This window comes from Mesorhizobium sp. M0018 (assembly GCF_040323955.1).
In the GTDB taxonomy this organism is placed as follows: Bacteria; Pseudomonadota; Alphaproteobacteria; order Rhizobiales; family Rhizobiaceae; genus Mesorhizobium.
Window position 1 is genome coordinate 79,574 of the sequence record NZ_JAMYVL010000009.1, and the last position, 20,153, is coordinate 99,726.

At 65.2% G+C, this 20,153-nt stretch carries 22 protein-coding genes; 13 read left to right on the forward strand and 9 right to left on the reverse strand.

Annotated features, from left to right (window positions below; all coding sequences use genetic code 11):
- Positions 1-174 precede the first annotated feature (174 nt).
- The 6 genes from NKJ81_RS14830 to NKJ81_RS14855 all read left to right on the forward strand — a co-directional run bounded on the left by NKJ81_RS14830 (position 175) and on the right by NKJ81_RS14855 (position 6,901).
- The gene (locus NKJ81_RS14830; RefSeq protein WP_023680486.1) at positions 175-957 is read left to right on the forward strand and encodes a DeoR/GlpR family DNA-binding transcription regulator; all 783 of its coding nucleotides are present in this window, start codon (positions 175-177) and stop codon (positions 955-957) included.
- Positions 954-2,333 carry an FGGY-family carbohydrate kinase gene (locus NKJ81_RS14835; RefSeq protein WP_352540848.1) on the forward strand — a complete coding sequence of 460 codons (1,380 nt, stop codon included), beginning with the start codon at positions 954-956 and terminating at the stop codon, positions 2,331-2,333. The genes NKJ81_RS14830 and NKJ81_RS14835 overlap by 4 nt, the downstream gene beginning before the upstream one ends.
- Positions 2,330-3,874: a sugar ABC transporter ATP-binding protein gene (locus NKJ81_RS14840; protein WP_352540849.1), complete on the forward strand. Its 1,545-nt coding sequence runs from the start codon at positions 2,330-2,332 to the stop codon at positions 3,872-3,874. The genes NKJ81_RS14835 and NKJ81_RS14840 overlap by 4 nt, the downstream gene beginning before the upstream one ends.
- Before the next feature lie 20 nt (positions 3,875-3,894).
- Complete coding sequence (locus NKJ81_RS14845; RefSeq protein ID WP_502904289.1) at positions 3,895-4,872, forward strand: ABC transporter permease subunit; 978 nt, start codon at positions 3,895-3,897, stop codon at positions 4,870-4,872.
- Between the two features lie 86 nt (positions 4,873-4,958).
- Positions 4,959-5,897 (forward strand): ABC transporter substrate-binding protein, encoded by a 939-nt coding sequence (locus NKJ81_RS14850; RefSeq protein WP_352540851.1) that lies wholly within the window; start codon positions 4,959-4,961, stop codon positions 5,895-5,897.
- Positions 5,898-6,007: 110 nt separating this feature from the next.
- Entirely contained in the window at positions 6,008-6,901 is an 894-nt protein-coding gene (locus tag NKJ81_RS14855) for a sugar phosphate isomerase/epimerase family protein (protein WP_352540852.1), read from the forward strand.
- Positions 6,902-6,947: 46 nt separating this feature from the next.
- Here NKJ81_RS14855 and NKJ81_RS14860 read toward each other — a convergent pair whose 3' ends face one another.
- Together NKJ81_RS14860 and NKJ81_RS14865 are read right to left on the reverse strand one after the other, a co-directional pair.
- Positions 6,948-7,403, reverse strand: coding sequence for a Crp/Fnr family transcriptional regulator (locus tag NKJ81_RS14860; protein WP_352470773.1), 456 nt, complete (start codon positions 7,401-7,403; stop codon positions 6,948-6,950).
- Between the two features lie 125 nt (positions 7,404-7,528).
- Positions 7,529-8,212 carry a response regulator transcription factor gene (locus NKJ81_RS14865; RefSeq protein WP_023680479.1) on the reverse strand — a complete coding sequence of 228 codons (684 nt, stop codon included), beginning with the start codon at positions 8,210-8,212 and terminating at the stop codon, positions 7,529-7,531.
- A 144-nt stretch (positions 8,213-8,356) separates the two neighbouring features.
- Here NKJ81_RS14865 and NKJ81_RS14870 point away from each other — a divergent pair, with 144 nt between their 5' ends.
- Positions 8,357-8,893: a L,D-transpeptidase family protein gene (locus NKJ81_RS14870; protein WP_245274862.1), complete on the forward strand. Its 537-nt coding sequence runs from the start codon at positions 8,357-8,359 to the stop codon at positions 8,891-8,893.
- An 83-nt stretch (positions 8,894-8,976) separates the two neighbouring features.
- Here NKJ81_RS14870 and NKJ81_RS14875 read toward each other — a convergent pair whose 3' ends face one another.
- Positions 8,977-9,222: a hypothetical protein gene (locus tag NKJ81_RS14875; protein WP_352540853.1), complete on the reverse strand. Its 246-nt coding sequence runs from the start codon at positions 9,220-9,222 to the stop codon at positions 8,977-8,979.
- 174 nt (positions 9,223-9,396) lie between these two features.
- Here NKJ81_RS14875 and gcvA point away from each other — a divergent pair, with 174 nt between their 5' ends.
- Positions 9,397-10,317, forward strand: coding sequence for a transcriptional regulator GcvA (gcvA, locus tag NKJ81_RS14880; RefSeq protein ID WP_352451320.1), 921 nt, complete (start codon positions 9,397-9,399; stop codon positions 10,315-10,317).
- Between the two features lie 3 nt (positions 10,318-10,320).
- Here gcvA and NKJ81_RS14885 read toward each other — a convergent pair whose 3' ends face one another.
- The 6 genes from NKJ81_RS14885 to tsaD all read right to left on the reverse strand — a co-directional run bounded on the left by NKJ81_RS14885 (position 10,321) and on the right by tsaD (position 14,461).
- Positions 10,321-10,737, reverse strand: a complete 417-nt coding sequence (locus NKJ81_RS14885; RefSeq protein ID WP_023680475.1) for a DUF1761 domain-containing protein — start codon at positions 10,735-10,737, stop codon at positions 10,321-10,323.
- A 48-nt stretch (positions 10,738-10,785) separates the two neighbouring features.
- Positions 10,786-11,442, reverse strand: coding sequence for a class I SAM-dependent methyltransferase (locus NKJ81_RS14890; RefSeq protein WP_352540950.1), 657 nt, complete (start codon positions 11,440-11,442; stop codon positions 10,786-10,788).
- A complete protein-coding gene (locus NKJ81_RS14895) occupies positions 11,439-11,864 on the reverse strand; it encodes an EVE domain-containing protein (protein WP_023680473.1) in 426 nt (141 codons plus the stop codon). Before NKJ81_RS14895 ends, NKJ81_RS14890 begins: the two co-directional genes overlap by 4 nt.
- A 181-nt stretch (positions 11,865-12,045) precedes the next feature.
- Positions 12,046-12,342, reverse strand: a complete 297-nt coding sequence (locus NKJ81_RS14900) for a YciI-like protein (RefSeq protein WP_352451318.1) — start codon at positions 12,340-12,342, stop codon at positions 12,046-12,048.
- Between the two features lie 26 nt (positions 12,343-12,368).
- Positions 12,369-13,379: an NAD(P)H-dependent glycerol-3-phosphate dehydrogenase gene (locus NKJ81_RS14905; RefSeq protein ID WP_352540854.1), complete on the reverse strand. Its 1,011-nt coding sequence runs from the start codon at positions 13,377-13,379 to the stop codon at positions 12,369-12,371.
- Positions 13,376-14,461 carry a tRNA (adenosine(37)-N6)-threonylcarbamoyltransferase complex transferase subunit TsaD gene (gene tsaD, locus NKJ81_RS14910; RefSeq protein ID WP_352540951.1) on the reverse strand — a complete coding sequence of 362 codons (1,086 nt, stop codon included), beginning with the start codon at positions 14,459-14,461 and terminating at the stop codon, positions 13,376-13,378. Before tsaD ends, NKJ81_RS14905 begins: the two co-directional genes overlap by 4 nt.
- Before the next feature lie 94 nt (positions 14,462-14,555).
- Here tsaD and hemC point away from each other — a divergent pair, with 94 nt between their 5' ends.
- From hemC to NKJ81_RS14935, 5 genes are all read left to right on the forward strand, one after another.
- Positions 14,556-15,482 (forward strand): hydroxymethylbilane synthase, encoded by a 927-nt coding sequence (gene hemC / locus NKJ81_RS14915; protein WP_352540855.1) that lies wholly within the window; start codon positions 14,556-14,558, stop codon positions 15,480-15,482.
- Between the two features lies 1 nt (position 15,483).
- Positions 15,484-16,197: a uroporphyrinogen-III synthase gene (locus tag NKJ81_RS14920; protein WP_352540856.1), complete on the forward strand. Its 714-nt coding sequence runs from the start codon at positions 15,484-15,486 to the stop codon at positions 16,195-16,197.
- A 324-nt stretch (positions 16,198-16,521) separates the two neighbouring features.
- Positions 16,522-18,012 carry a COG4223 family protein gene (locus NKJ81_RS14925; protein WP_352540857.1) on the forward strand — a complete coding sequence of 497 codons (1,491 nt, stop codon included), beginning with the start codon at positions 16,522-16,524 and terminating at the stop codon, positions 18,010-18,012.
- 8 nt (positions 18,013-18,020) lie between these two features.
- A complete protein-coding gene (locus tag NKJ81_RS14930) occupies positions 18,021-19,631 on the forward strand; it encodes a heme biosynthesis protein HemY (RefSeq protein WP_352540858.1) in 1,611 nt (536 codons plus the stop codon).
- Positions 19,632-19,670: 39 nt separating this feature from the next.
- Positions 19,671-20,150: a tellurite resistance TerB family protein gene (locus NKJ81_RS14935; protein ID WP_352540859.1), complete on the forward strand. Its 480-nt coding sequence runs from the start codon at positions 19,671-19,673 to the stop codon at positions 20,148-20,150.
- The last annotated feature ends 3 nt before the right edge of the window (positions 20,151-20,153 follow it).

Below are 20,153 nucleotides of genomic sequence, written 5' to 3' on the forward strand. Positions count from 1 at the left end.
GGGACGAAGACCCATGCTGGTATCGCAGATGCGAGTAAGTTACGTCAACAGTGATGTTATCGCGTCAAATCAGGCTTGCAATCCGAGGGCCGTTGAGTAAGTTGCACCAATTGCCATGCAAAACGGCAATGCCGTGCAAAATGCTTGGGAGGCAAGCGCATTGGGAGGTAAGGGTTGAGCGACTCCGGCCGCCAGCGTCAGATTGTCGAGCTTTTGCGGGACCGGCCTTTCGCATCGGTGCGCGAGCTGCAGGAGCGGCTTGGCGTATCGGCGGCGACGGTGCGGCGCGACATCGACAAGATCGACGAGGCCGGCGAAGCGCGCAAGGTCTATGGCGGCATCTCGGCGCTCGATGGCGCTTCGCAAGCCGGCGTCGCCTATGCCAGGCCCTATGACGAGAACCGCGACCTCGCCGTCGAGGCCAAGCGGCAGATCGCCGCTCTCGCCGCCACCATGGTGCGCGACGGCGACGCGGTCATCGTGCATGGCGGTTCGACCTGCTTCCATCTCGGCGTCAAGCTCGCCGACCGCAACATCCGGCTCTACACCAACTCGATGCCGCTCGCGGCCTATCTCAGCGACCACGGCCATTGCAGCCTCACCGTCGCCGGCGGCGAACTGCACCGCGAGCCGGGCATCATCCATTCGCTGACGCAGACGGTGCCGTTCTACGCCTCGAAGTTCTTTCTCGGCGCGCAAGGCATCGGCCAGGAAGGCCTTCTGGAATCGCACCCGCTGCTGGTCCGCTCGATCGTCGAGCTCAGCCTCTGCGCCGACCAGATCGTCGTGCTGGCCGACAGCCGAAAATTGTCGATCCACGCGCGCAATGTGGCACTGCCGCTGTCGCGGATCGGCACGCTGGTCACCGATGACGGCCTGTCCGAGACAGATGCCCGCATGCTCGAAGATGCCGGCGTCATGGTGCGGATCGCGGCTTCCTCGGGAGGCGCCCAGTGAACATCGCCGTCCTCGATTTCGGCAAGACCAATTCGAAGCTGTTCGTCTTCGGCCAGGACGGACAGATCCTCGACGAGCGCCGCAGCCAGCCGAGCTGGATCCGCAAAGGCGGCTTCAGCGTGCTCAACGAGCCAGCGCTGCACGACTGGGCGGCTCGCGCCATCGATAATGCAGTCGACATGCATGGCGTGGAAGGGCTGATGGTATCCGGCCATGGCTGCACCTTCGCGTTGGTCGACGAAGCCGTGCTGACGCATCCGATCCTCGATTACGAGCAGGAACCGCCAGCTGAAATCGCCGCGCAGATCGACCGCCGCATTCCGGATTTTGCCGAGACCTTTTCGCCGCGCCTGCCGCTTGGCTTCAACTACGGCCGCCACATGTTGTGGCTGAAGGAGGTGGAGCCCGGTGCCTTCGCCGCAGCGAAATCGATCCTCGGCTACCCCCAATATTGGAGCTGGCGGTTTGGCGGCCGGCCGGTATCGGAAGTGTCGTATCTTGGCTGCCACTCGCATTTATGGGCGCCGCGCAAACGCGATTTCAGCTCGCTGGTCGATGCCGAGGGCTGGCGCGGCCAGATGCCCGCCTTCGAGCGCGCCGGCGCGGTGATCGGCGAGCAGCGCTTCGGCCAGGCCGCGAAGCCAGTCGCCATCCATAATGGCGTCCACGACAGCAATGCCGCGCTCCATGCCTACCGCCGGCAGCAGCTCGGGCCGGTGACCGTGGTCTCGACCGGCACCTGGGTGGTCGTGCTCAATCCCGACTGCCCGCTCGACGCACTCGACGGCGAGCGCGACATGCTGGTCAATGTCGATGTCGATGGCGGCCCGGTGCCAACCGTCCGCTTCATGGGTGGGCGCGAATTCGCCACGATCAGCGCTGGCTGGCAGGGCGCAATCGCGCCGTCATCGATACAACGGGTGATCGACGCCGGCATTATGGCGCTGCCGAGCTTCGCGCCCGGCGGCCCGATGCCGCACCGCCGCGGCGAACTGGTCGGGCGTACGCCCAATGCCGAGGAACGCGCGGCCATGGCGCTGCTCTATGTCGCGCTGATGGTCGATCTGTGCCTCGAGTTGATCCATTCGGACAACACAGTGATCGTCGACGGCGGCCTGAACAATGGCGGGCTGCTTGCCGCGTTGCTGGCGCAGTTGCGGCCCGGGCAGGCTTTCCTGCAGGGCGCAACGCTGGAGGGCAGCGCCACCGGTGCTGCCGCACTTGCCTTCGAAAGCGTCGGACGCGAGTTTGCCACCGAAGCGCCGGAGGCGGTGCATGCGGCAAGTTTCAGCGGCCTTGCCGGCTATCGCAACGACTGGCGCGGCCTTGCCGCCGACCGGGCTGTGGCCAGCGCAGCTGCAGGAGGTGCGCGATGAGCGCCGCCGCCCGGATCGAGACGGTGCGCCAGCCGGTGCTGGAGATGCGCCACATCTCCAAGACGTTCGCTGCGATCCGCGCCTTGCACGATGTGTCGCTGACCGTTCACGCCGGCGAGCTGCACGCGCTGATGGGCGAAAACGGTGCCGGCAAGTCGACGCTGATGAAGGTGCTGTCCGGCGCCTACCGGCCGGACCCCGGCGGCGAAATCCTGATCGACGGCGTGCCGGCCGCGACTGGCGACCCGATCAAGGCGCGCGCCGCCGGCATTGCGGTCATCTATCAGGAGCTGTCGCTGGCGCCTAATCTGTCGGTAGCGCAGAACATTTTTCTCGGCAACGAGCCGCGACGGTTCGGCGTTGTCGACCGCGAGCAGTGCAATCGGCGCGCCAGCGAGATCATCGCGCGGCTCGGCGTGACCTTCTCGGCGCGCACTCCGGTCGCAAGCCTGTCGCTCGGCGAGCGACAGCTGGTGGAAATCGCCCGCGCGCTGTCGACCAATGCGCGCATCATCGTCATGGACGAGCCGACCACGTCGCTGACCTCGCGTGAGACCGACCGGCTGTTCGAGGTGATCGCGACGCTGAAGTCGCAAGGCATCGCCATCATCTACATCAGCCACCGCATGGAAGAGGTCTACCAGCTCGCCGACCGCGTCAGCGTGCTACGCGACAGCGGCTATGTCGGCACGCTCGACCGCGCCGACCTGAACGCCTCGCGCCTGGTATCGATGATGGTCGGGCGCGATCTGTCGACGTTCTACAAGAAGGATCACCGTCCGCCGGACAGCAAGCGCGCCATCGCGCTGTCGGTGCGCGGCATGTCGGACGGCAATCTCATAAAGAATTGTTCCTTCGACCTCCACAAGGGCGAGGTGCTGGCACTGGCCGGCCTGGTCGGCTCGGGCCGCACCGAACTGGCACGGCTGATCTTCGGCGCCGACAGGCACACATCAGGCATGCTGGAGCTCGGCGGCAAACCGATATCCATCGGTTCGCCGAGCGAGGCGCTCGATGCCGGCATCGCCTACCTGACCGAGGACCGCAAGCAACTTGGCCTGTTTCTCGACATGTCGATCTCCGACAATATCAGCATGGGCGTGCTGGCAAAGGACGCGAAGGCCGGCGGTTTGCGCGACTTCACGGCTGCCGAAAAGCGCGCCGCCAAGGCGGTGTCAGACCTTTCCATCCGCACCAGCTCGGTGCAGGCCAATGCCGGCTCGCTGTCGGGCGGCAACCAGCAGAAGGTGCTGCTCGCCCGCCTGCTGGAAACCGAGCCGCAGGTCGTCATCCTCGATGAGCCGACCCGCGGCGTCGATGTCGGGGCCAAGTCGGAAATCTATCGGCTGATCGACAACCTGGCCAAGAAAGGCATCGCCATCCTGATGATCTCCAGCGAACTGCCGGAGGTGATCGGCATCGCCGACCGCGTGCTGGTGATGCGCGACGGCACCATTGCCGGCGAGGTGACGGCGTCGGAGGGCGAGCCGCTGCGGCAGGAAGCGATCATGGAACTTGCAACAGGAGCGGCTCAGCGATGACCGACAAGGTGGCCGACACGATGAAAGCGGACGACCGGGCGGTCGGCAGGCGCACGAGGTGGCGTACCGCCATCGCCGCACTCGGCATGCTGCCGATCCTGATCCTGCTGGCGGTCGGCTTCCAGTTCATCAATCCGCGCTTTTTCACCCAGACCAATCTGCTGATCGTCATGCAGCAATCGTCGATCAACATCGTGCTGGCCGCCGGCATGACCTTCGTCATCCTGACCGGCGGCATCGACCTGTCCGTCGGCTCGATCCTTGCCGCCTCGGCGATGGTGGCAGTGATGGTGTCGCTGGTGCCCGATTGGGGACTGCTGGGGGTGCCCGCGGCCATTCTCGTCGGGCTCGGTTTCGGCGTCATCAACGGGCTGCTGATCGCCTATATCAAGCTGCCGCCCTTCATCGTCACGCTGGGATCGCTGACCGCCGTGCGCGGCGTCGCCCGCCTGCTCGGCCAGGACACGACGGTGTTCAACGCGGACCTGCCGTTCGACTTCATCGGCAACGGTTCGCTGTTCGGCATTCCGTGGCTGGTAATCATCGCGCTGGCGGTCGTCGTCCTGTCCTGGCTGGTGCTCAAGCGCACCGTGCTCGGCACCTGGATCTACGCCGTCGGCGGCAACGCCGAGGCCGCCAGGCTGACCGGCATCAAGGTGCCGCTGGTGCTGCTCTTCGTCTACGGCGTTTCCGGCCTTCTGGCCGGCCTTGGCGGCGCCATGTCGGCGGCCCGGCTCTATGCCGCCAACGGGCTTCAGCTCGGCCAGTCCTACGAACTCGACGCCATTGCCGCAGTCATCCTCGGCGGCACCAGTTTCGTCGGCGGTGTCGGCTCGATCTGGGGCACGCTGATCGGCGGCCTGATCATCGCCGTGCTGTCCAACGGGCTCATCCTCGCCGGTGTTTCGGACATCTGGCAGTACATCATCAAGGGATTGGTCATCATCGTGGCGGTCGCCCTCGACCGTTACCGGCTTCAGGCAGGAGCAAGAACGTGATGGCCCTTAGTCGCCGGCATCCAACGAGCCGGTTTCATGTGTAACGCACCGTGAGAGGCGCGGGGCATCAGGAGGAAAACAAAACAATGAAGACCATCGCTAAACTGCTCTGCGGCGTCGCCCTTGCGGCCGCCGTCATCGCGCCGGCATCGGCAAAGGATCTGAACAAGGTCGGCATCTCGGTCGGACTGCTCGGCAACCCGTTCTTCGTCGCCACCATCAAGGGCATCGAGGACGCGGCCAAGAAGATCAACCCGAATGTGCAGGTGACCTCGGTATCGGCCGACTACGATCTCAACAAGCAGGTATCGCAGGTCGATTCCTTCATCGCTGCCGGTGTCGACGTCATCATGCTCAACGCAGTCGATGCCAAGGCGATCGCGCCGGCGGTGAAGAAGGCGCAGGCGGCCGGCATCGTCGTTGCCGCTTTCGACGTTTCGGCGCCGGGCGCCGACGTCACCGTGATGACCAACAACGTCAAGGCCGGCGAAGAGGCGTGCCAGTATCTGGTCGATCATACCGGCGGCAAGGGCGACTATGTCATCCTCAATGGCCCGGCCTCGTCGTCGATCCTGGAGCGGGTCAAGGGCTGCAAGGACGTGCTGGCAAAGCACCCCGACATCAAGATCCTTTCCGACGACCAGAACGCCGAAGGCTCGCGTGACGGCGGCCTGAAAGTGTTCCAGTCGCTGCTGACGCGTTTCGACAAGGTCGACGCGGTCTTCGCCATCAACGATCCGACGGCGATCGGCGCCCAGCTTGCGGCCAAGCAGCTCAACCGCTCGGAGTTCATCTTCACCGCGGTCGACGGTGCACCCGATATCGAGAAGGAACTCGCCTCCGGCACGTCGATGATCAAGGCCTCGGCTTCGCAGGATCCCTATGTGATGGCCGGCCAGTCGCTGACGATGGCGGCTGACCTGCTTGCCGGCAAGAAGCCGGCCGAGCCGACGGTGCTGCTCGACCCGAAGCTGATCACGGCCGACAATTTGAAGGATTACAAGGGCTGGACCGCGGCTCTCTAAGCCTCCCAAGCCTGTGGCGGCGGTTTTCACCGGCCGCACCTTTTTGTCCGAGCATCGGATTGCCAAAACCGCTTTGGACTTGGGTCAGCTGGAAATAACCGGAGACGATCATGTCGCGCATCGGAATCCACTCATTCGTCTGGTCGGCGAGCTCGGCGCAGGGCGACCTCGAGCGGACGCTGGCCAACACCAGGGAAGCCGGCTTCGACCTGATCGAATTCTCCTATCTCGACCCCGCCAATGTCGACATTGACGGCCTGGCCAAGCGGATCGCCGATCTCGGCCTCGGCGTTGCGATCAGCATTGGACTGCCGGCCGACGGCGATATTTCGAGCGCCGACAAAACGATTGCCGCGCACGGCGTCGAAATCCTGGAACGCACGATCGCGCTGACCCGCGATCTCGGCGGCCAGAAGGTTGCCGGCATCCTCAGCACCAGCCACGGCTTGCAGAGCGAGGCGCCGACGCGTGACCAGTGGAACCGCAGCGCCGGCACGCTGGCCGAGGTGGCGGACACGGCAAAATCAGCCGGCGTCACCCTCAACCTCGAAATCGTCAACCGCTTCGAAAGCAATCTGCTCAACACCGCCGCGCAAGGCATGGCCTTCATCGCGGACAGCGGCTCCGACAATATCTTCCTGCATCTCGACAGCTTCCACATGAACATCGAGGAGGCCGATGTCGGCTTGGCCATTCGCAATGCGGTCGGGAAGATCGGCTATGTCCATATCGGCGAGAGCCATCGCGGTTTCCTCGGCACCGGCAATATCGATTTTGCCGCGATATTCGATGCGCTGACCGCCATCGGTTACAGCGACGACCTCAGCTTCGAATCCTTCTCCTCGGAAATCGTCGACGCGAACCTGTCGCGGAAAACCGCGATCTGGCGCAATCTGTGGACCGACAACATCGAGCTGGCCAAACATGCGCGCCGCTTCATTGCGCTCGGACTGGAGACGGCACGGCGCAAGGCCGAGCTTGTTTCCGCAACGCACCGGCCCTGAGCCCTCGCAGTTCCGAAGTCGATCTGGTTAGGCCAGAGGCGCTATATTAGCCGGCAAAACGCGGCCCAAGTTCCTCGATGCGGCGAATCATCGCCTGGAAATCCTCCAAAATGCGCTGGTGCAGGTGAACCGCCAGTTCCGGGTATTCCTCGAGGATGCGGCGGAACATCTTGCGGCTGAGCCGCAGCACTTCCGAATCGATTTCGGCGGAGGCGCTGGTCAGCCGGTTGGTGTCGGCGATCAGCGCCAGTTCGCTGAGCATGGTGCCGGGGCCGACGGTGCCGATCGGGATGCGCTCGCCGTCGTGCTCGCGGTAGAGGACGATGCGGCCGCTGACCACGATGTAGGCCGAATCAGCCTCGTCGTCCTCGCGGTAAAGCTTGTGGTCGGCTTTCAACATGGTGGTTTCGGCGCCGAAGGCGAGCAGACGCAGCTGTTCCTGCGTAAAGCCCTCGAAGAGCCTCACGGTGGACAGGATGCGGATGTCGTCATCCAGCGCCATCTAGCTATGTCCCCGAACCGTCAGTCCGACTCCTCCCCTACGAGGCCGATCCAAAACCACCTCCAGCCTCAGGACCGTACCCGAAAAGCGCCCCGCCCGGATCGCTTATTTGAATAATGAAATGTTTAAGGAACCAGCTTGTAGCCGCCGCTTTCTGTCACGAGAATTTCCGCGTTGGAAGGATCGCGCTCGATCTTCTGGCGCAGCCGGTAGACGTGAGTTTCGAGCGTATGCGTGGTGACGCCGGAATTGTAGCCCCAGACTTCCTCCAGCAGCACGTCGCGGGTCACCACCTTCTGGTCGGCACGGTATAGATATTTGATGATCGAGGCTTCCTTTTCGGTCAGCCGCACCTTGGCGCCGCGCGGGTCGATCAGAAGCTTCTGGCTGGGCTTGAACGTGTAGGGGCCGACCGAGAAAGTGGCGTCCTCGCTCTGTTCGTGCTGGCGCAACTGCGCGCGGATGCGGGCCAGCAGCACGGCAAAACGGAACGGTTTCGTCACATAGTCGTTGGCGCCGGCCTCGAGGCCAAGGATGGTGTCGGAATCGGTATCATGGCCGGTCAGCATGATGATCGGCGCCTTGTAGCCGCCCTTGCGCAATATCTTTACCGCCTCGCGGCCATCCATGTCGGGCAGGCCGACATCCATGATGAGCAGGTCGATGAGCCCGCCACGCGCCGTGGCGACGCCTTTGGCGGCGGTCGCTTCCTGCAGGACATCGAATTCCTCATAAAGCGACAATTGCTCGACAAGGGTGCCGCGCAGGTCGTCATCGTCGTCGACGATCAGAATGGTGCGTGAAGTCATGGATCAATCCGTTGTTTTGAAAAGAGATTTCAGTTGACCGCTGCCTGTTTATGCGGAAGCTGACCGGCACAACAGCCGTTCACAGTGATTTGTTCCGTGGCACGATCATACAAGAAAAAACACGATCGCAATGCAGTCGGTGCAATTTTGCCGAAAGGGCTCACCGTGCTCACCGTGCGCGCGCGCCCCGGCCAACCCAGCCAGGGCTTTCTGCAGGCCGGCAAACTGGTGTTTCCATGTGCGCTGGGGCATGGCGGCATCTCGGCCGGCAAGCGCGAGGGCGACGGCGCCACCCCGCTTGCCTCGATGCGGATATTGTCGGGATATTTTCGCGGCGACCGTTTTGCCGGCGGCCGCCGGACGCGGCTGGCGATGACGCCGATCGGCCGCGATCTCGGCTGGTGCGAAGTGCCTGGGGACCGCAACTACAACCGCCCGGTCAAAATCCCCTATGGCGCCAGCCATGAGCGGATGCTGCGCACCGACGATCTCTATGACGCCTGCCTGGTGCTGGACTGGAACATTGTGCCGCGCCGGCGCGGGCGCGGCAGCGCCATCTTCTTCCACCTGGCGCGCCCCGGCTTCACGCCGACGCAAGGCTGCGTCGCGGTAACGGCCCGCACCATGGCACGGCTGCTGCCGCTGCTGTCGGAGCGGACGGTGGTAAGGGTGGTGAGGTAAGGGAGTAAGGGAATAAGGGGGTAGGGGAATAGGGCAGTAAGGGTAAGACAGGCGTGGGCGCGCCGCTTAGCTTCCCTACTCCCCTACTCCCCTACTCCCTTACTCCTTTGCCACCCGATGTCGAGAAGGCCGAGCCGGCCGAGTTCGCGGTCCATGGCGCGTGCGATGTCCTTGCGTTCGCCGCCTATGTCGCGAAGCTGGCGATCGGAGAGATCCTCGACATTTTCGTAGGGAAGACTGGCCGCGATTTTTGCGTGCCGAAGCCATTCAAGCACGGCGCGCAGCCAGGCCGGGCGGAGGGTTACCGAGCGCAAGGCGATGTCAGACATGGTGCAATCCGCTTCTCCGGACATCAAATCCGGTTTGATGTTTCTTCGATGCTCAGATCATGGCAGATTGAAATTCAAACGGGAAACGAGTAGTTTTTTCTGCATCTTCAAGTTCTGTTTGATGATTGGAATGCTCGACCGAACCCTCGACCGAACCCTCCTCGTCTGGCACTGATGGCGCGCCTGCTGCCTGGAACCCGTGCGCTGCGGACGCTGGAGGCAGCGGCCCGGCATCTCAATTTCACCCGCGCCGCCGACGAGCTCGGCCTGACGCCGGCAGCGGTCAGCCATCAGATCAAGGAAATCGAGGATCAGCTCGGCATCGTGCTGTTCACACGCACCAGCCGCACGATCCGGCTGACCGAGGCGGGCGCGGTGCTGTTCGAAGCTTCGACCGATGCGCTCGACCTGCTTGGCCGGGCCGTCTCACGGGCGCAGAAGACGGCGCGCGGATCGGCGCTGCTGAAGGTCACCCTCGATGCGCAATTCGCGACGAAGTGGCTGATGCGGCGCGTCGACGATTTTCGCAAGCAGCATCCGGCAATCGAGCTGCGTTTCGACATCAGTTACGAGGTGCGCGACTTCGATCGCGACGACGTCGATCTCGGCATCCGTTTCGGCACCGGCAAATATCCGGGGCTTCGCTCGCACCGGCTGTTCGAAAACGTCATCATCCCCGTCTGCAGCCCGGCCTTGCTGCGGTCAGGGCCGCCGCTCAAGGAGCCGCGCGACCTGTTCCATCATACGCTGGCGCATATCGAGTGGTCGCGCCAGGGCGTCACCTGGCCGAACTGGAGCATGTGGATGGCGGCGGCGGGCGTCGACGATTTCGACGACAGCCGGACCATCGTGTTCGGCAATTCGACGGATGCCGTCCAGGCCGCGCTCGACGGCAACGCGGTCGCGCTCGCCGATTTCGCCATGGTGGCAAACGACCTTTCGGAAGGTAGGCTGATCCGGCCGTTCGAACTCGGCATCAAGGTCGCGCCCGAATTCGCCTATTTCCTGGTCTATCCCGAAAGTGCGGCGAATGATCCGCGCATTGCCGCCTTTCGCGATTGGCTTCTCGACGAAATCGCAAGGACCCCGACCTGACGTTCAGCCCGCCGCCGCGCCGAACCAGCCGATCACCGCGCCGATGAGAAGCAGCACGCCGAGCCAGTGACCAACATCGATGAGCGTCAGATCCCAGCCGAAACCTTCGTAACGATGGTTGACCGAAAGCGTGGTGGCGACGAACCCCAGCCAGAGAACGAAGCCGAAGATCACCCCGGCAAGCAGGCTCGGCTCGCCGCCGGTTACGGCGCCGATGATCAGCGACATGACCAGCGCCATGACGAGCTCCGCGATGAAGGAGACGACGAAGGGCAGCATCGATTTGCTCATCGTCGCCGGATCAAGCTTGGCGGCCTTCAGCCACGGCTTGCTCAAGCCCATGTACCAGGCCGCGCCGAACAACCACGCCACGACGGCGGCGACGATTACCGCCAGCCAATTGATTGCTGAAAAATCCATGGTTCCCTCCGGTCGATTGCGCGATGGAACGCCTGTTCGGCGATGCCGTCAAGCAAGGCGCCAGACGGTGGTGCGCTTGACCTCGGCGTCCTCCAGCGCCCGGGTCACCGCCACTTCGTAGACGGCAAGCGGCTCCAGCCCGGTCTTCGGCAGATAGGAGCGGCCGGGATCGCCGACGAGGATGTTGGCGCCACGCGCCTTCAGCGCGAGGAACCACGGCATCAGCCTGTCGGCGAAAGTTTTGTCGTAGAAGACGTCGCCGGCCAGCACCACGTCCCAGCCGGCATCGCTGCCGATGCAGTCGCCGATGAGGAATTTTATCTCGGTCCCATTTGCCTCGGCATTGAGGCGGATCGCGGTCGCGCAGAATGGGTCGATATCGGCGGCGATCACCTCGGCAGCTCCGGCCTTCACCGCGGCAATGGCGACAAGGCCGGAGCCGGAGGCGAAGTCCAGCACGCGCTTGCCGCGCACCGCCGCCGGATTGTCGAGGATGTAGCGGGCAAGGCCTTGGCCGCCGGCCCAGGCAAAAGCCCAGAAGGGCGGCGGCAGGCCGATTTCGGTCAGCTCGTCCTCGGCCCGCTGCCACAGTTCGTGCGCCTCGTCGGCCAGGTGCAGGCGGATCTCCGGCACATGCGGCGGCGCCATCAGCGCCGTGTTGTCGAGGATGAATTTCCTGGCGCTGTCCGGCGTCAGCGCCGTCATGGCGCCGGCGTCAGGCCGCCCATGCGGCAAACCTCTTGCCATTCGGCCGGCGTCACCGGCTGCACAGACAGCCGCCCGAGCCGCACCAGCGCCATGTCGGCCAGCTTTGGATTGGCCTTGGCCTGCTCCAGCGTCACCGGCTTCGGCATGGCCTTGAAGGCGCGGATGTCGACGCACTCCCAGCGGGGATCGTCGGTGGTGCTGTCCTGATGGGCCAGAGCGCAGACTTCGGCGATGCCGACGATGTCCAGCCCGTCATTGGAATGGTAGAAGAAGCCGAGATCGCCGATCTGCATCGCCTTCATGTTGTTGCGCGCCGCATAATTGCGCACGCCGTCCCACTGCGTGCCGGCCTTGCCCTTGGCCTTGAGGTCCTCGAAGGAGAAGACCGAAGGTTCGGATTTGAACAGCCAGTAGTTCATCTCGGTTATCCCGTTGCCGTTGTCGGTTTGTCGCTATCCAGCGTTGGCGCTGCCCCTCACCCTTACCCGCTCCCCGTAAGGACGGGGAGAGGGGTCGCCCGCGCTGGAGCTTCTCCCTTCTCCCCGTTCTTCACGGGGAGAAGGTGCCGGCAGGCGGATGAGGGGCAGGGCGAACGAACGATCATTCACTCACAGGTTTGTTGAAGCTCCAGTTCCATTGCCGGATTTCGACGCTTTCGAACAGCCCTGCCTTGGTATAGGGATCGGCCGCCGACAGGGCTTTTGCCGCCGCCAGGTCGGGCGCCTCGACAACGACGAGGCTGCCGTCCGGCTTGCCGTCGGCGTCGAGGAACGGGCCTGCGAAACCCAGTTTCTTGTCGCCGTTCAGCCCTTCCAGAAAGGCAATGTGCTCGGGCCGCGTGTCGAGCCGCACCTGCAGCCTTCCTGGCTTGTCCTTGCAAATCAACGCAAACAGCATCTTTCCATCTCCGCAATCGTTCGCGATTACATGTCGGTTTCGGTCTTGAGTGGCCTTGTCATCAACGCCGACACAGCCTGGTCTATAGTTATGGTGCCGTCCAGTATGGCGGCGACGGCGGCGATGATCGGCGCGTCGATCTGGCGCTCGCCGGCGATGCGGGCGGCGATTGCCGCCGTCGGCACGCCTTCGGCCAAAGGCAAGCCGACAAGCGGCTTGCCTTGCCCCAGCGCCAGCCCATAGGCGAAATTGCGCGACTGCGCGGACGAGCAGGTGAGCAGCAGGTCGCCGAGGCCGGAAAGCCCCATCAACGTCTCCGGCCTGGCGCCAAAGGCGGCGCCGATGCGGCGCAATTCGACGAAGCCGCGCGTCACCATCGCCGCCTGGGCGCTGGCACCGAGCCCGGCGCCGGTGACGGCACCCGCGGCAATTGCAAAGACGTTCTTCAGCGCGCCGCCGATCTCGACGCCGATCAGGTCGTCGCTCGAATAACAGCGCAGATTTTCCGCCGAAAAGCGGGCGGCAAGGTCGGTGGCCAGAGCCTCGTCGCGGGCGGCGACCACGACGGCCGTCGGCAGGCCCCTGGCGACGTCGGTGGCAAAGCTTGGGCCGGACAAAGCGGCGACCGGATTTGCCGGCAGTATTTCCTCGGTGATGGACGACAGCAGCGCGCCGGTGTCGCGCTCGATGCCCTTGGCGCAGAGGACCAGCGGGACGCCTTTCGGCATATGGCTGGACGCGGCCGTCAGCATAATCCGCAACGATTGCGCCGGCGCTACCGCCAGAACGCAGTCGGCACCGTCGAGCGCCGCCTCGATGTCGCTCGTCGCCACGATGCCGGGATCGAGCGCAATGCCCGGCAGATAGCGCGGATTTTCGCCACGGTCGACCGCCGCGACGGTCTCCGGGTCGCGCGCATAGAGGCGGACGAAATGACCGGCGCGCAGCGTGGCCAGCGCCAGCGCCGTGCCCCAGGCGCCGCCGCCGAGCACGGCGACGCGCCAGCCGCTTGGCGCCTTGTGCTCGCTGCCGGTCATGCCTTGGCCCCACGCCGGCCCGAGCCGACCATCGGGGCCGAGACGCTGTCCAGCGGCCAGCGCGAGCGCGGCACGAAATCGGCGGCGTTTTCACCTGATATGCCGGCGCGCAAGCGCTCGATGCCGGCCCAGGCGATCATCGCCGCATTGTCGGTGCAGAGGTTGAGCGGCGGCGCGACGAAGCTGAACCCGGCCTGCTCGCACAGGCCCTGCAATGTCGCCTTGATGGTCCGATTGGCGGCGACGCCGCCGGCGACAACCAATGCAGGCTCGGCCTTGTCCGGGAATTGCTGACGGAACCGGGTCAGCGCCCGCGCAACACGGTCGCCCAGCGCATCCGCGACCGCCGCCTGGAACGAGGCGCAGATATCGGCGACATCCTGGTCGCTCAGCGGGGCAATCGCGGTTGCCGCCTGGCGCACCGCGGTCTTGAGGCCGGAGAAGGAAAAATCGGGCTGCACGGAGCCCTTCATCGGGCGCGGAAAGGCGAAACGCGTCGCGTCACCGGTTGCCGCCGCCTTCTCGACATTCGGTCCGCCCGGATAGGGCAGGCCGAGCATCTTGGCCGTCTTGTCGAAGGCCTCGCCAAGCGCGTCGTCGATCGTCGTCGCCCAGCGCTGGTAGTCGCCGACGCCGCGCACGGCGACGATCTGGGTATGGCCGCCGGAGACCAGCAGCAAGAGGTAGGGAAAGTCGAGCCCGTCGGTCAGCCTGGCCGTCAGCGCGTGGCCTTCGAGATGGTTGATGGCGATCAGCGGTTTTTTTGCTGCCGCGGCGATTGCTTTGGCCGTCATCAGGCCGACGATCAGCCCGCCGACAAGACCGGGGCCGGCGGTGGCGGCAATCGCATCGATGTCGGCGAGCTCGACGCCGGAATCGGCCAGCGCTGCCTCGATGATGCCGTCGAGCGCCTCGACATGGGCGCGCGCGGCGATCTCCGGCACGACGCCGCCGAAAGCAGCATGCTCCTCGATCTGGCTGAGCACGATGTTCGACAGGATTTGCGGCGTGCTGCGACCGTCCAGCGCCACCACGCTGGCGGCGGTCTCGTCGCAACTCGTCTCGATGCCCAGAACGCGGATCAATTCGTCGCTGTCCTCGATGATTGTGCAACCGGCCTTTCCCCGATAGGAGAAAGCCCGAAAACCTGCCGGGGGTTATCACGGACGACGCGTCATGCAAACAACCTTGAGAATCGGAACACGCGGCAGCCCGCTGGCGCTGGCGCAGGCGCATGAAACGCAGGCGCGGCTGATGGCGGCGCACGGCATGCCGGCGGAAGCTTTCGAGGTGGTCGTCATCTCGACCACCGGCGACCGCATCCAGGACCGGCCGCTGTCGGAAGCCGGCGGCAAGGGCCTGTTCACCAAGGAGATCGAGGAGGCGCTGCTGGCGCGCCGCATCGACATCGCCGTGCATTCGTCGAAGGACATGCCGACGCTGTTGCCCGAGGGGCTCGAACTGTCCGCGTTCCTGCCGCGCGAGGACGCGCGCGATGCCTTCATCGGCAAGGCGGCGCGAACGATTGCCGGCCTGCCGCAAGGCGCCAGGGTCGGTTCGTCGTCGCTCAGGCGCCAGGCGCTGATCCGGCGGATGCGGCCGGACATCGAGGTGGTGATGTTTCGCGGCAATGTGCAGACGCGGCTGCGCAAGCTCGACGACGGCATCGCCGACGGCACAATCCTCGCCTATGCCGGGCTGAAGCGGCTCGGGCTCGAAGACGTCGTCACCGACCTGATGCCGCTCGAGGTCTTTCCGCCGGCGCCGGGGCAAGGCGCGATCTGCATCGAAAGCCGCATCGGAGACCGCGACGTGGAACAGATGCTGGCAGCGATCCACGACGGGCCGACCGGCGAGGCGCTGGCCTGCGAGCGCGCCTTCCTGGCGGCGCTCGACGGGTCCTGCCGCACGCCGATCGCCGGACATGCGACGATATCGGGCGGAACGGTTTCCTTTGCCGGGCTGATCATCTCGCCCGATGGCACGCAGTCGCATGAAGTCAGGCTGCAAGGGCCGGCGCAGGAGGCGGCGCGCATTGGCGCGGACGCCGCGGCGACCGTTCGGGCCAAGGCCGGCGAAACATTCTTCGATGGCTGGACCTGACATGCTCCGCGTCCTGGTGACGAGGCCCGAACCGGGCGCGTCGCGCACCGGGCGCCGGCTTGCGGATGCCGGCTTTCAGCCGATCCTGCTGCCATTGACCGGAACCGTGACGCTGCCGGTCGATGCCGGCGCGCTCGCTGACGCCGCGGCGGTCGCGGTCACCAGCGCCAATGCCGTTCGCCATGCGCCGAAAGAGGTCATCGCGGCGTTCGCCGGCTTGCCGTGCCACGCCGTCGGCAGGAAGACGGCGGAAGCCGCCCGCGCTGCCGCGTTTCTGTCGGTCAGCGAAGGCCCGGGCAATGCCGAGGCGCTGGCCGATGCGCTTGCTGGCGGTTACGCGGGGAAGACGATCGTCTATCTCTGCGGGCGGGTGCGATTTCCCGGCTTCGAGGAAGGGCTGTTGGCGTCGGGCGTTCAGGTCCGCGCCGTCGAGACCTACGACACCGTTGTCCTGGATTACTCCGACGAGGCCGTTCTTGCGCGCCTGTCCGCCCGGCCGGTCGAGGCGGTGCTGCTCTATTCGGCCAAGGCGGCAAAAGCGATGCAGGCCCTGGCTAGCCGGCCGGCGCTGCGTAGCCTTTTCCGGGAAATGCGCTTTTTTGCCTTGTCGGGACGTATTGCCGCCGCCCTCGGCGATGTCGCCGGCGAAAGGATCCGGATTGCGCCTGAGCCCTACGAAGATGCCTTGCTGGGACTTTTGCAGGCGCCGCGCTGATGGCATTAGCGGCGGCTCTGTGCCGTCCTTGAAGGGCGGCGCCAAACGCAGGCGATTGCCCTCGGCCACATTTTGTTCTTGCTTTGTGCCGGCAGCTATGCTACTAATTTCGGTATGGTGCCAATTGGCTCCAACGACCCGCCCGCCGAGGCGGGTTTTTTGTGTGCGAGCATGGGCCTTGGCTTGAAACGTGGATTCGGCCCTGCGGCGTTTTGCCAAAAACTGAACTCCAAGCCGTGGCGTCATCACGCCGCCCCTTTTCACCGCTTGGTGATGTGCTAGACCCTTTCAACCATCCCGAAGCGAATTTTGCGGAGCCCGAGCATGGTCAAGACGCCGAAGATGCGGCATTCCAAGAGCCGCCGTGAGCCGGTGACCATCGAGCTTGAGCCTGGCGCCGTCTCGCGAGTCGCCGACAAACAGGATGCCGTGACCTCGCATACCGACGAGGCGCGGGCCGAGGAAGCGGCGAACGCCTCGCAGCCGGAGCCACCTGAAGAGCCGGTGCATGCGGACCAGACCGATCTCGAGCCATGGGAACATGCCGACGCAGCCGCGCCGGCCGGCACGCAAGAGCCGGCGGACGCCGGCGTCGATTCTGCCAGGGAAGCGGAAACCCCTTATCCCGCCGGTTCGGATGCGCCGGCCGGGCGCTCCGCGGTTTCCGATTACAGTTTCGAAGATGCATCCAGCGGAACCGGGGCCAACGAACCGAGGATCCCAGGTTCCGGTGAGAAGACAGCTGAGACGAGGGACGACCATATGGCAGCGCAGCCGAAGCGAAGCGGCATCAACGGCATCGCCGCCGGTATTATCGGCGGCGTCATCGCCCTCGCCGCGGCCGGCGGGCTGCAATTTGCCGGCCTGCTCGGTGCGCCGGGGTCGGGCGGCGTGTCGCTCGACGCGGTCAATGGTGAGATCGTTTCGCTGAAACGCGAGGTCGCGGACCTCAGACAGGCCGGCGCCAACAATGACGCATCGGCCAAGGTGGACGGGCTGTCGTCGGCGCTGGATCAGGTCAGGGCGGACGTCGCGGCGTTGAAGTCGGCCGTCGAGCAAGGCGGTGCCGGCGACAATGCCGGCCTGGCAGCACTTGGCGACAAGGTAAGGCAGATCGAGACGGCGGTTGCGGCCCTCGGCAAAGCCGGCGGTACGGCGCCGGTCGATCTCGGCCCGCTCAACGACAGGCTGGCCGCGCTCGATGCGCTGGTGAAATCGGCCGGCGAGACGACAAAGGCGCAGGACAGCCGGCTTGCGGCCCTGGAACAGTCGGTTTCACAGATCTCGAGCAAGGTCGATTCACAGGCTTCGCAGCCGAAGATCGCACTGGCCATTGCCGCTTCGGCGCTCAAGGCAGCGCTCGACCGTGGTGCACCGTTCGCCGCCGAGCTCGAAACCTTTGCCGCGATCTCACCCGATGCACCCGAGATCGCGACGTTGCGCACCTATGCCGAAAAGGGCGTCCCGATGCGCTCCGAGATCGCCGCCGAAGCGGACGCCGCCGCCAACGCGATGGTCGCTGCCGCGACGCCCATCGACCAGAATGCCGGCATCCTGCAGAAGCTGCTGTCCAGCGCCGAATCGCTCGTCAAGGTCAGGCCGATCGGCGCCGTCGAAGGCACCGGCGTCCCGGAAACCGTCGCGCGCATGGAGGTCGCGGTCAACCGGGGCGACTACGCCAAGGCGCTCAGCGAATACGAAACCCTGCCTGAGGCGGCCAAGGCCGCCGGCGCCGACTTTGCCGGCAAGTTGAAAGCGCGGATGGAGGTCGAGACGCAGATCGATTCGCTCATCGCCGGCGCGATGAAGGCGTGAGGAACCCGATGATCCGCATCCTCGCCTTCCTTGCCGTCGTCTTTGCGCTCGGGCTCGGCTTCGCCTGGCTGGCCGACCGGCCGGGCGAAATGCTCGTCACCTTCAATGGCTATCAATACCAGGTCAGCCTGATGGTCGCGGCGGTGGCGGTCGTTGCCGTGGTTGCCGCGGTGATGATCGTCTGGTGGCTGGTCAAGGCGCTGTGGACCAGCCCCTATACGATCTCGCGCTATTTCCGCGTGCGTCGCCGCGACCGCGGCTACCAGGCGCTGTCGACCGGGATGATCGCCGCCGGCGCCGGTGACGGCGCGCTCGCCCGCAAGAAGACCAAGGAAGCGGCAAAGCTGATCCGCTCCGATCAGGAGCCACTGATCCAGCTGCTCGACGCGCAGGCCTCGCTGCTCGAAGGCGACCATGAAGGCGCCCGCGAAAAGTTCGAGACCATGCTCGATGATCCCGAAATGCGGCTGCTCGGCCTGCGCGGGCTTTATCTCGAGGCCGAGCGGCTCGGCGACCGCAACGCAGCCCGCCACTATGCCGGCCGTGCCGCGGCGGTAGCGCCGCAACTGGCCTGGGCGGCCGAATCGACGCTGGAAGACCTGACCGGACGCGGCGACTGGGATGGCGCGCTGAAACTGGTCGATGCCCAGAAGTCGACCCGGCAGATCGAGCGTGACGCCGCCAACCGCCGCCGCGCCGTGCTGCTGACCGCCAAGGCGCAGGCGCTGATCGACAGCGATGCCAATGCCGCAAGGGCGGCGGCGCTCGAAGCCAACCGGCTGCGGCCGGATTTTGCACCGGCGGCGGTCGTCGCGGCGAAATTGCTGTTTAGGCAGAACGACGTGCGCAAAGGCTCGAAAATCCTCGAGGCGGGGTGGAAGGCCGAGCCGCATCCGGAGATCGCCGAGCTCTACACCCATGCCAGGCCGGGCGATGCCGTGCTCGACCGGCTGAACCGGGCAAAGAAGCTGCAGGAGCTGAAGAAGAACCATGCCGAGTCCTCGCTTGCCGTGGCGCGCGCCGCGCTGGATGCGCAGGATTTTTCAACCGCCCGCCGGGAGGCGGAAGCCGCGATCCGCATGGATCGCCGCGAAGGCGCCTATCTGCTGCTGGCCGATATCGAGGAGGCCGAGACCGGCGACCAGGGCAAGGTGCGGCAGTTGCTGTCGAAGGCGGTGAGAGCGCCGCGCGACCCGGCCTGGGTTGCCGATGGTGTCGTCTCCGAACGCTGGGCTCCGGTATCGCCGATCACCGGCAGGCTCGATGCATTCGAATGGCGGGCGCCGATGGAGCGGCTCGGGCAGTTGATCGACGGTCATGAGGATACGCCGGAGGTGCAGGTGCCGGCCATCGCGGCGGCTCCAGCCAGGCCGGTACAGGAAAGAGCCGGGACGATCGAGCACACGGCGGAGACACCGGGCACAGCGACCGAGGAGAAGACGGACGACCGTGCCGGTGAGGATCATGTGACACCAATCACCGCGGCGGCGTTTGCCCAAGTGCCGGAAGATGCAGAGGCCGTCGAGCCGGCGCAGGAGCTGACGCGGCTGCCCGACGACCCCGGCGTCGATCCAGACGACGCAGCGGATAAATCGACGCGCCGGTTTCGTTTATTCTGATCAGGGTCGAGTGGACCCGGGCTTATTGGGAATGATTTGATGTTCGAACGCGTTTTGTCGTTTCTAAGGGATCTGCCGTCCGGTGGTGGCGCCAGCCCCAGCGCCGAAGATCCGCGCATTGCCGCGTCCGCCCTGCTTTTCCACGTGATGAACGCCGACGGGGTGCGCCAGGATAGCGAATGGGAACGGTTCAAGAAGGTGCTGGCGGAAAGCTACTCGATCAGCGGCGACGAACTCGACGCGTTGGCGGCTGCCGGCGAGCGGGCCGACAATGAGGCGATCGACCTCTACGCTTTCACCAGCGTGCTCAAGCGCCATCTCGACGCCGAGGCGCGAAAGGCCTTCATCGGCCTGATGTGGGAGATCGTCTATGCCGATGGCGAGCTGCACGAACTCGAGGACAATACCGTGTGGCGGGTCGCCGAGCTGATCGGCGTCGAACGTCGCGACCGTGTCGAGGCGCGCCTCAAGGCGGCCGCCGCGGCTCCTGGTGCTGCCGGAACCTCAAGCGACGAATAGACA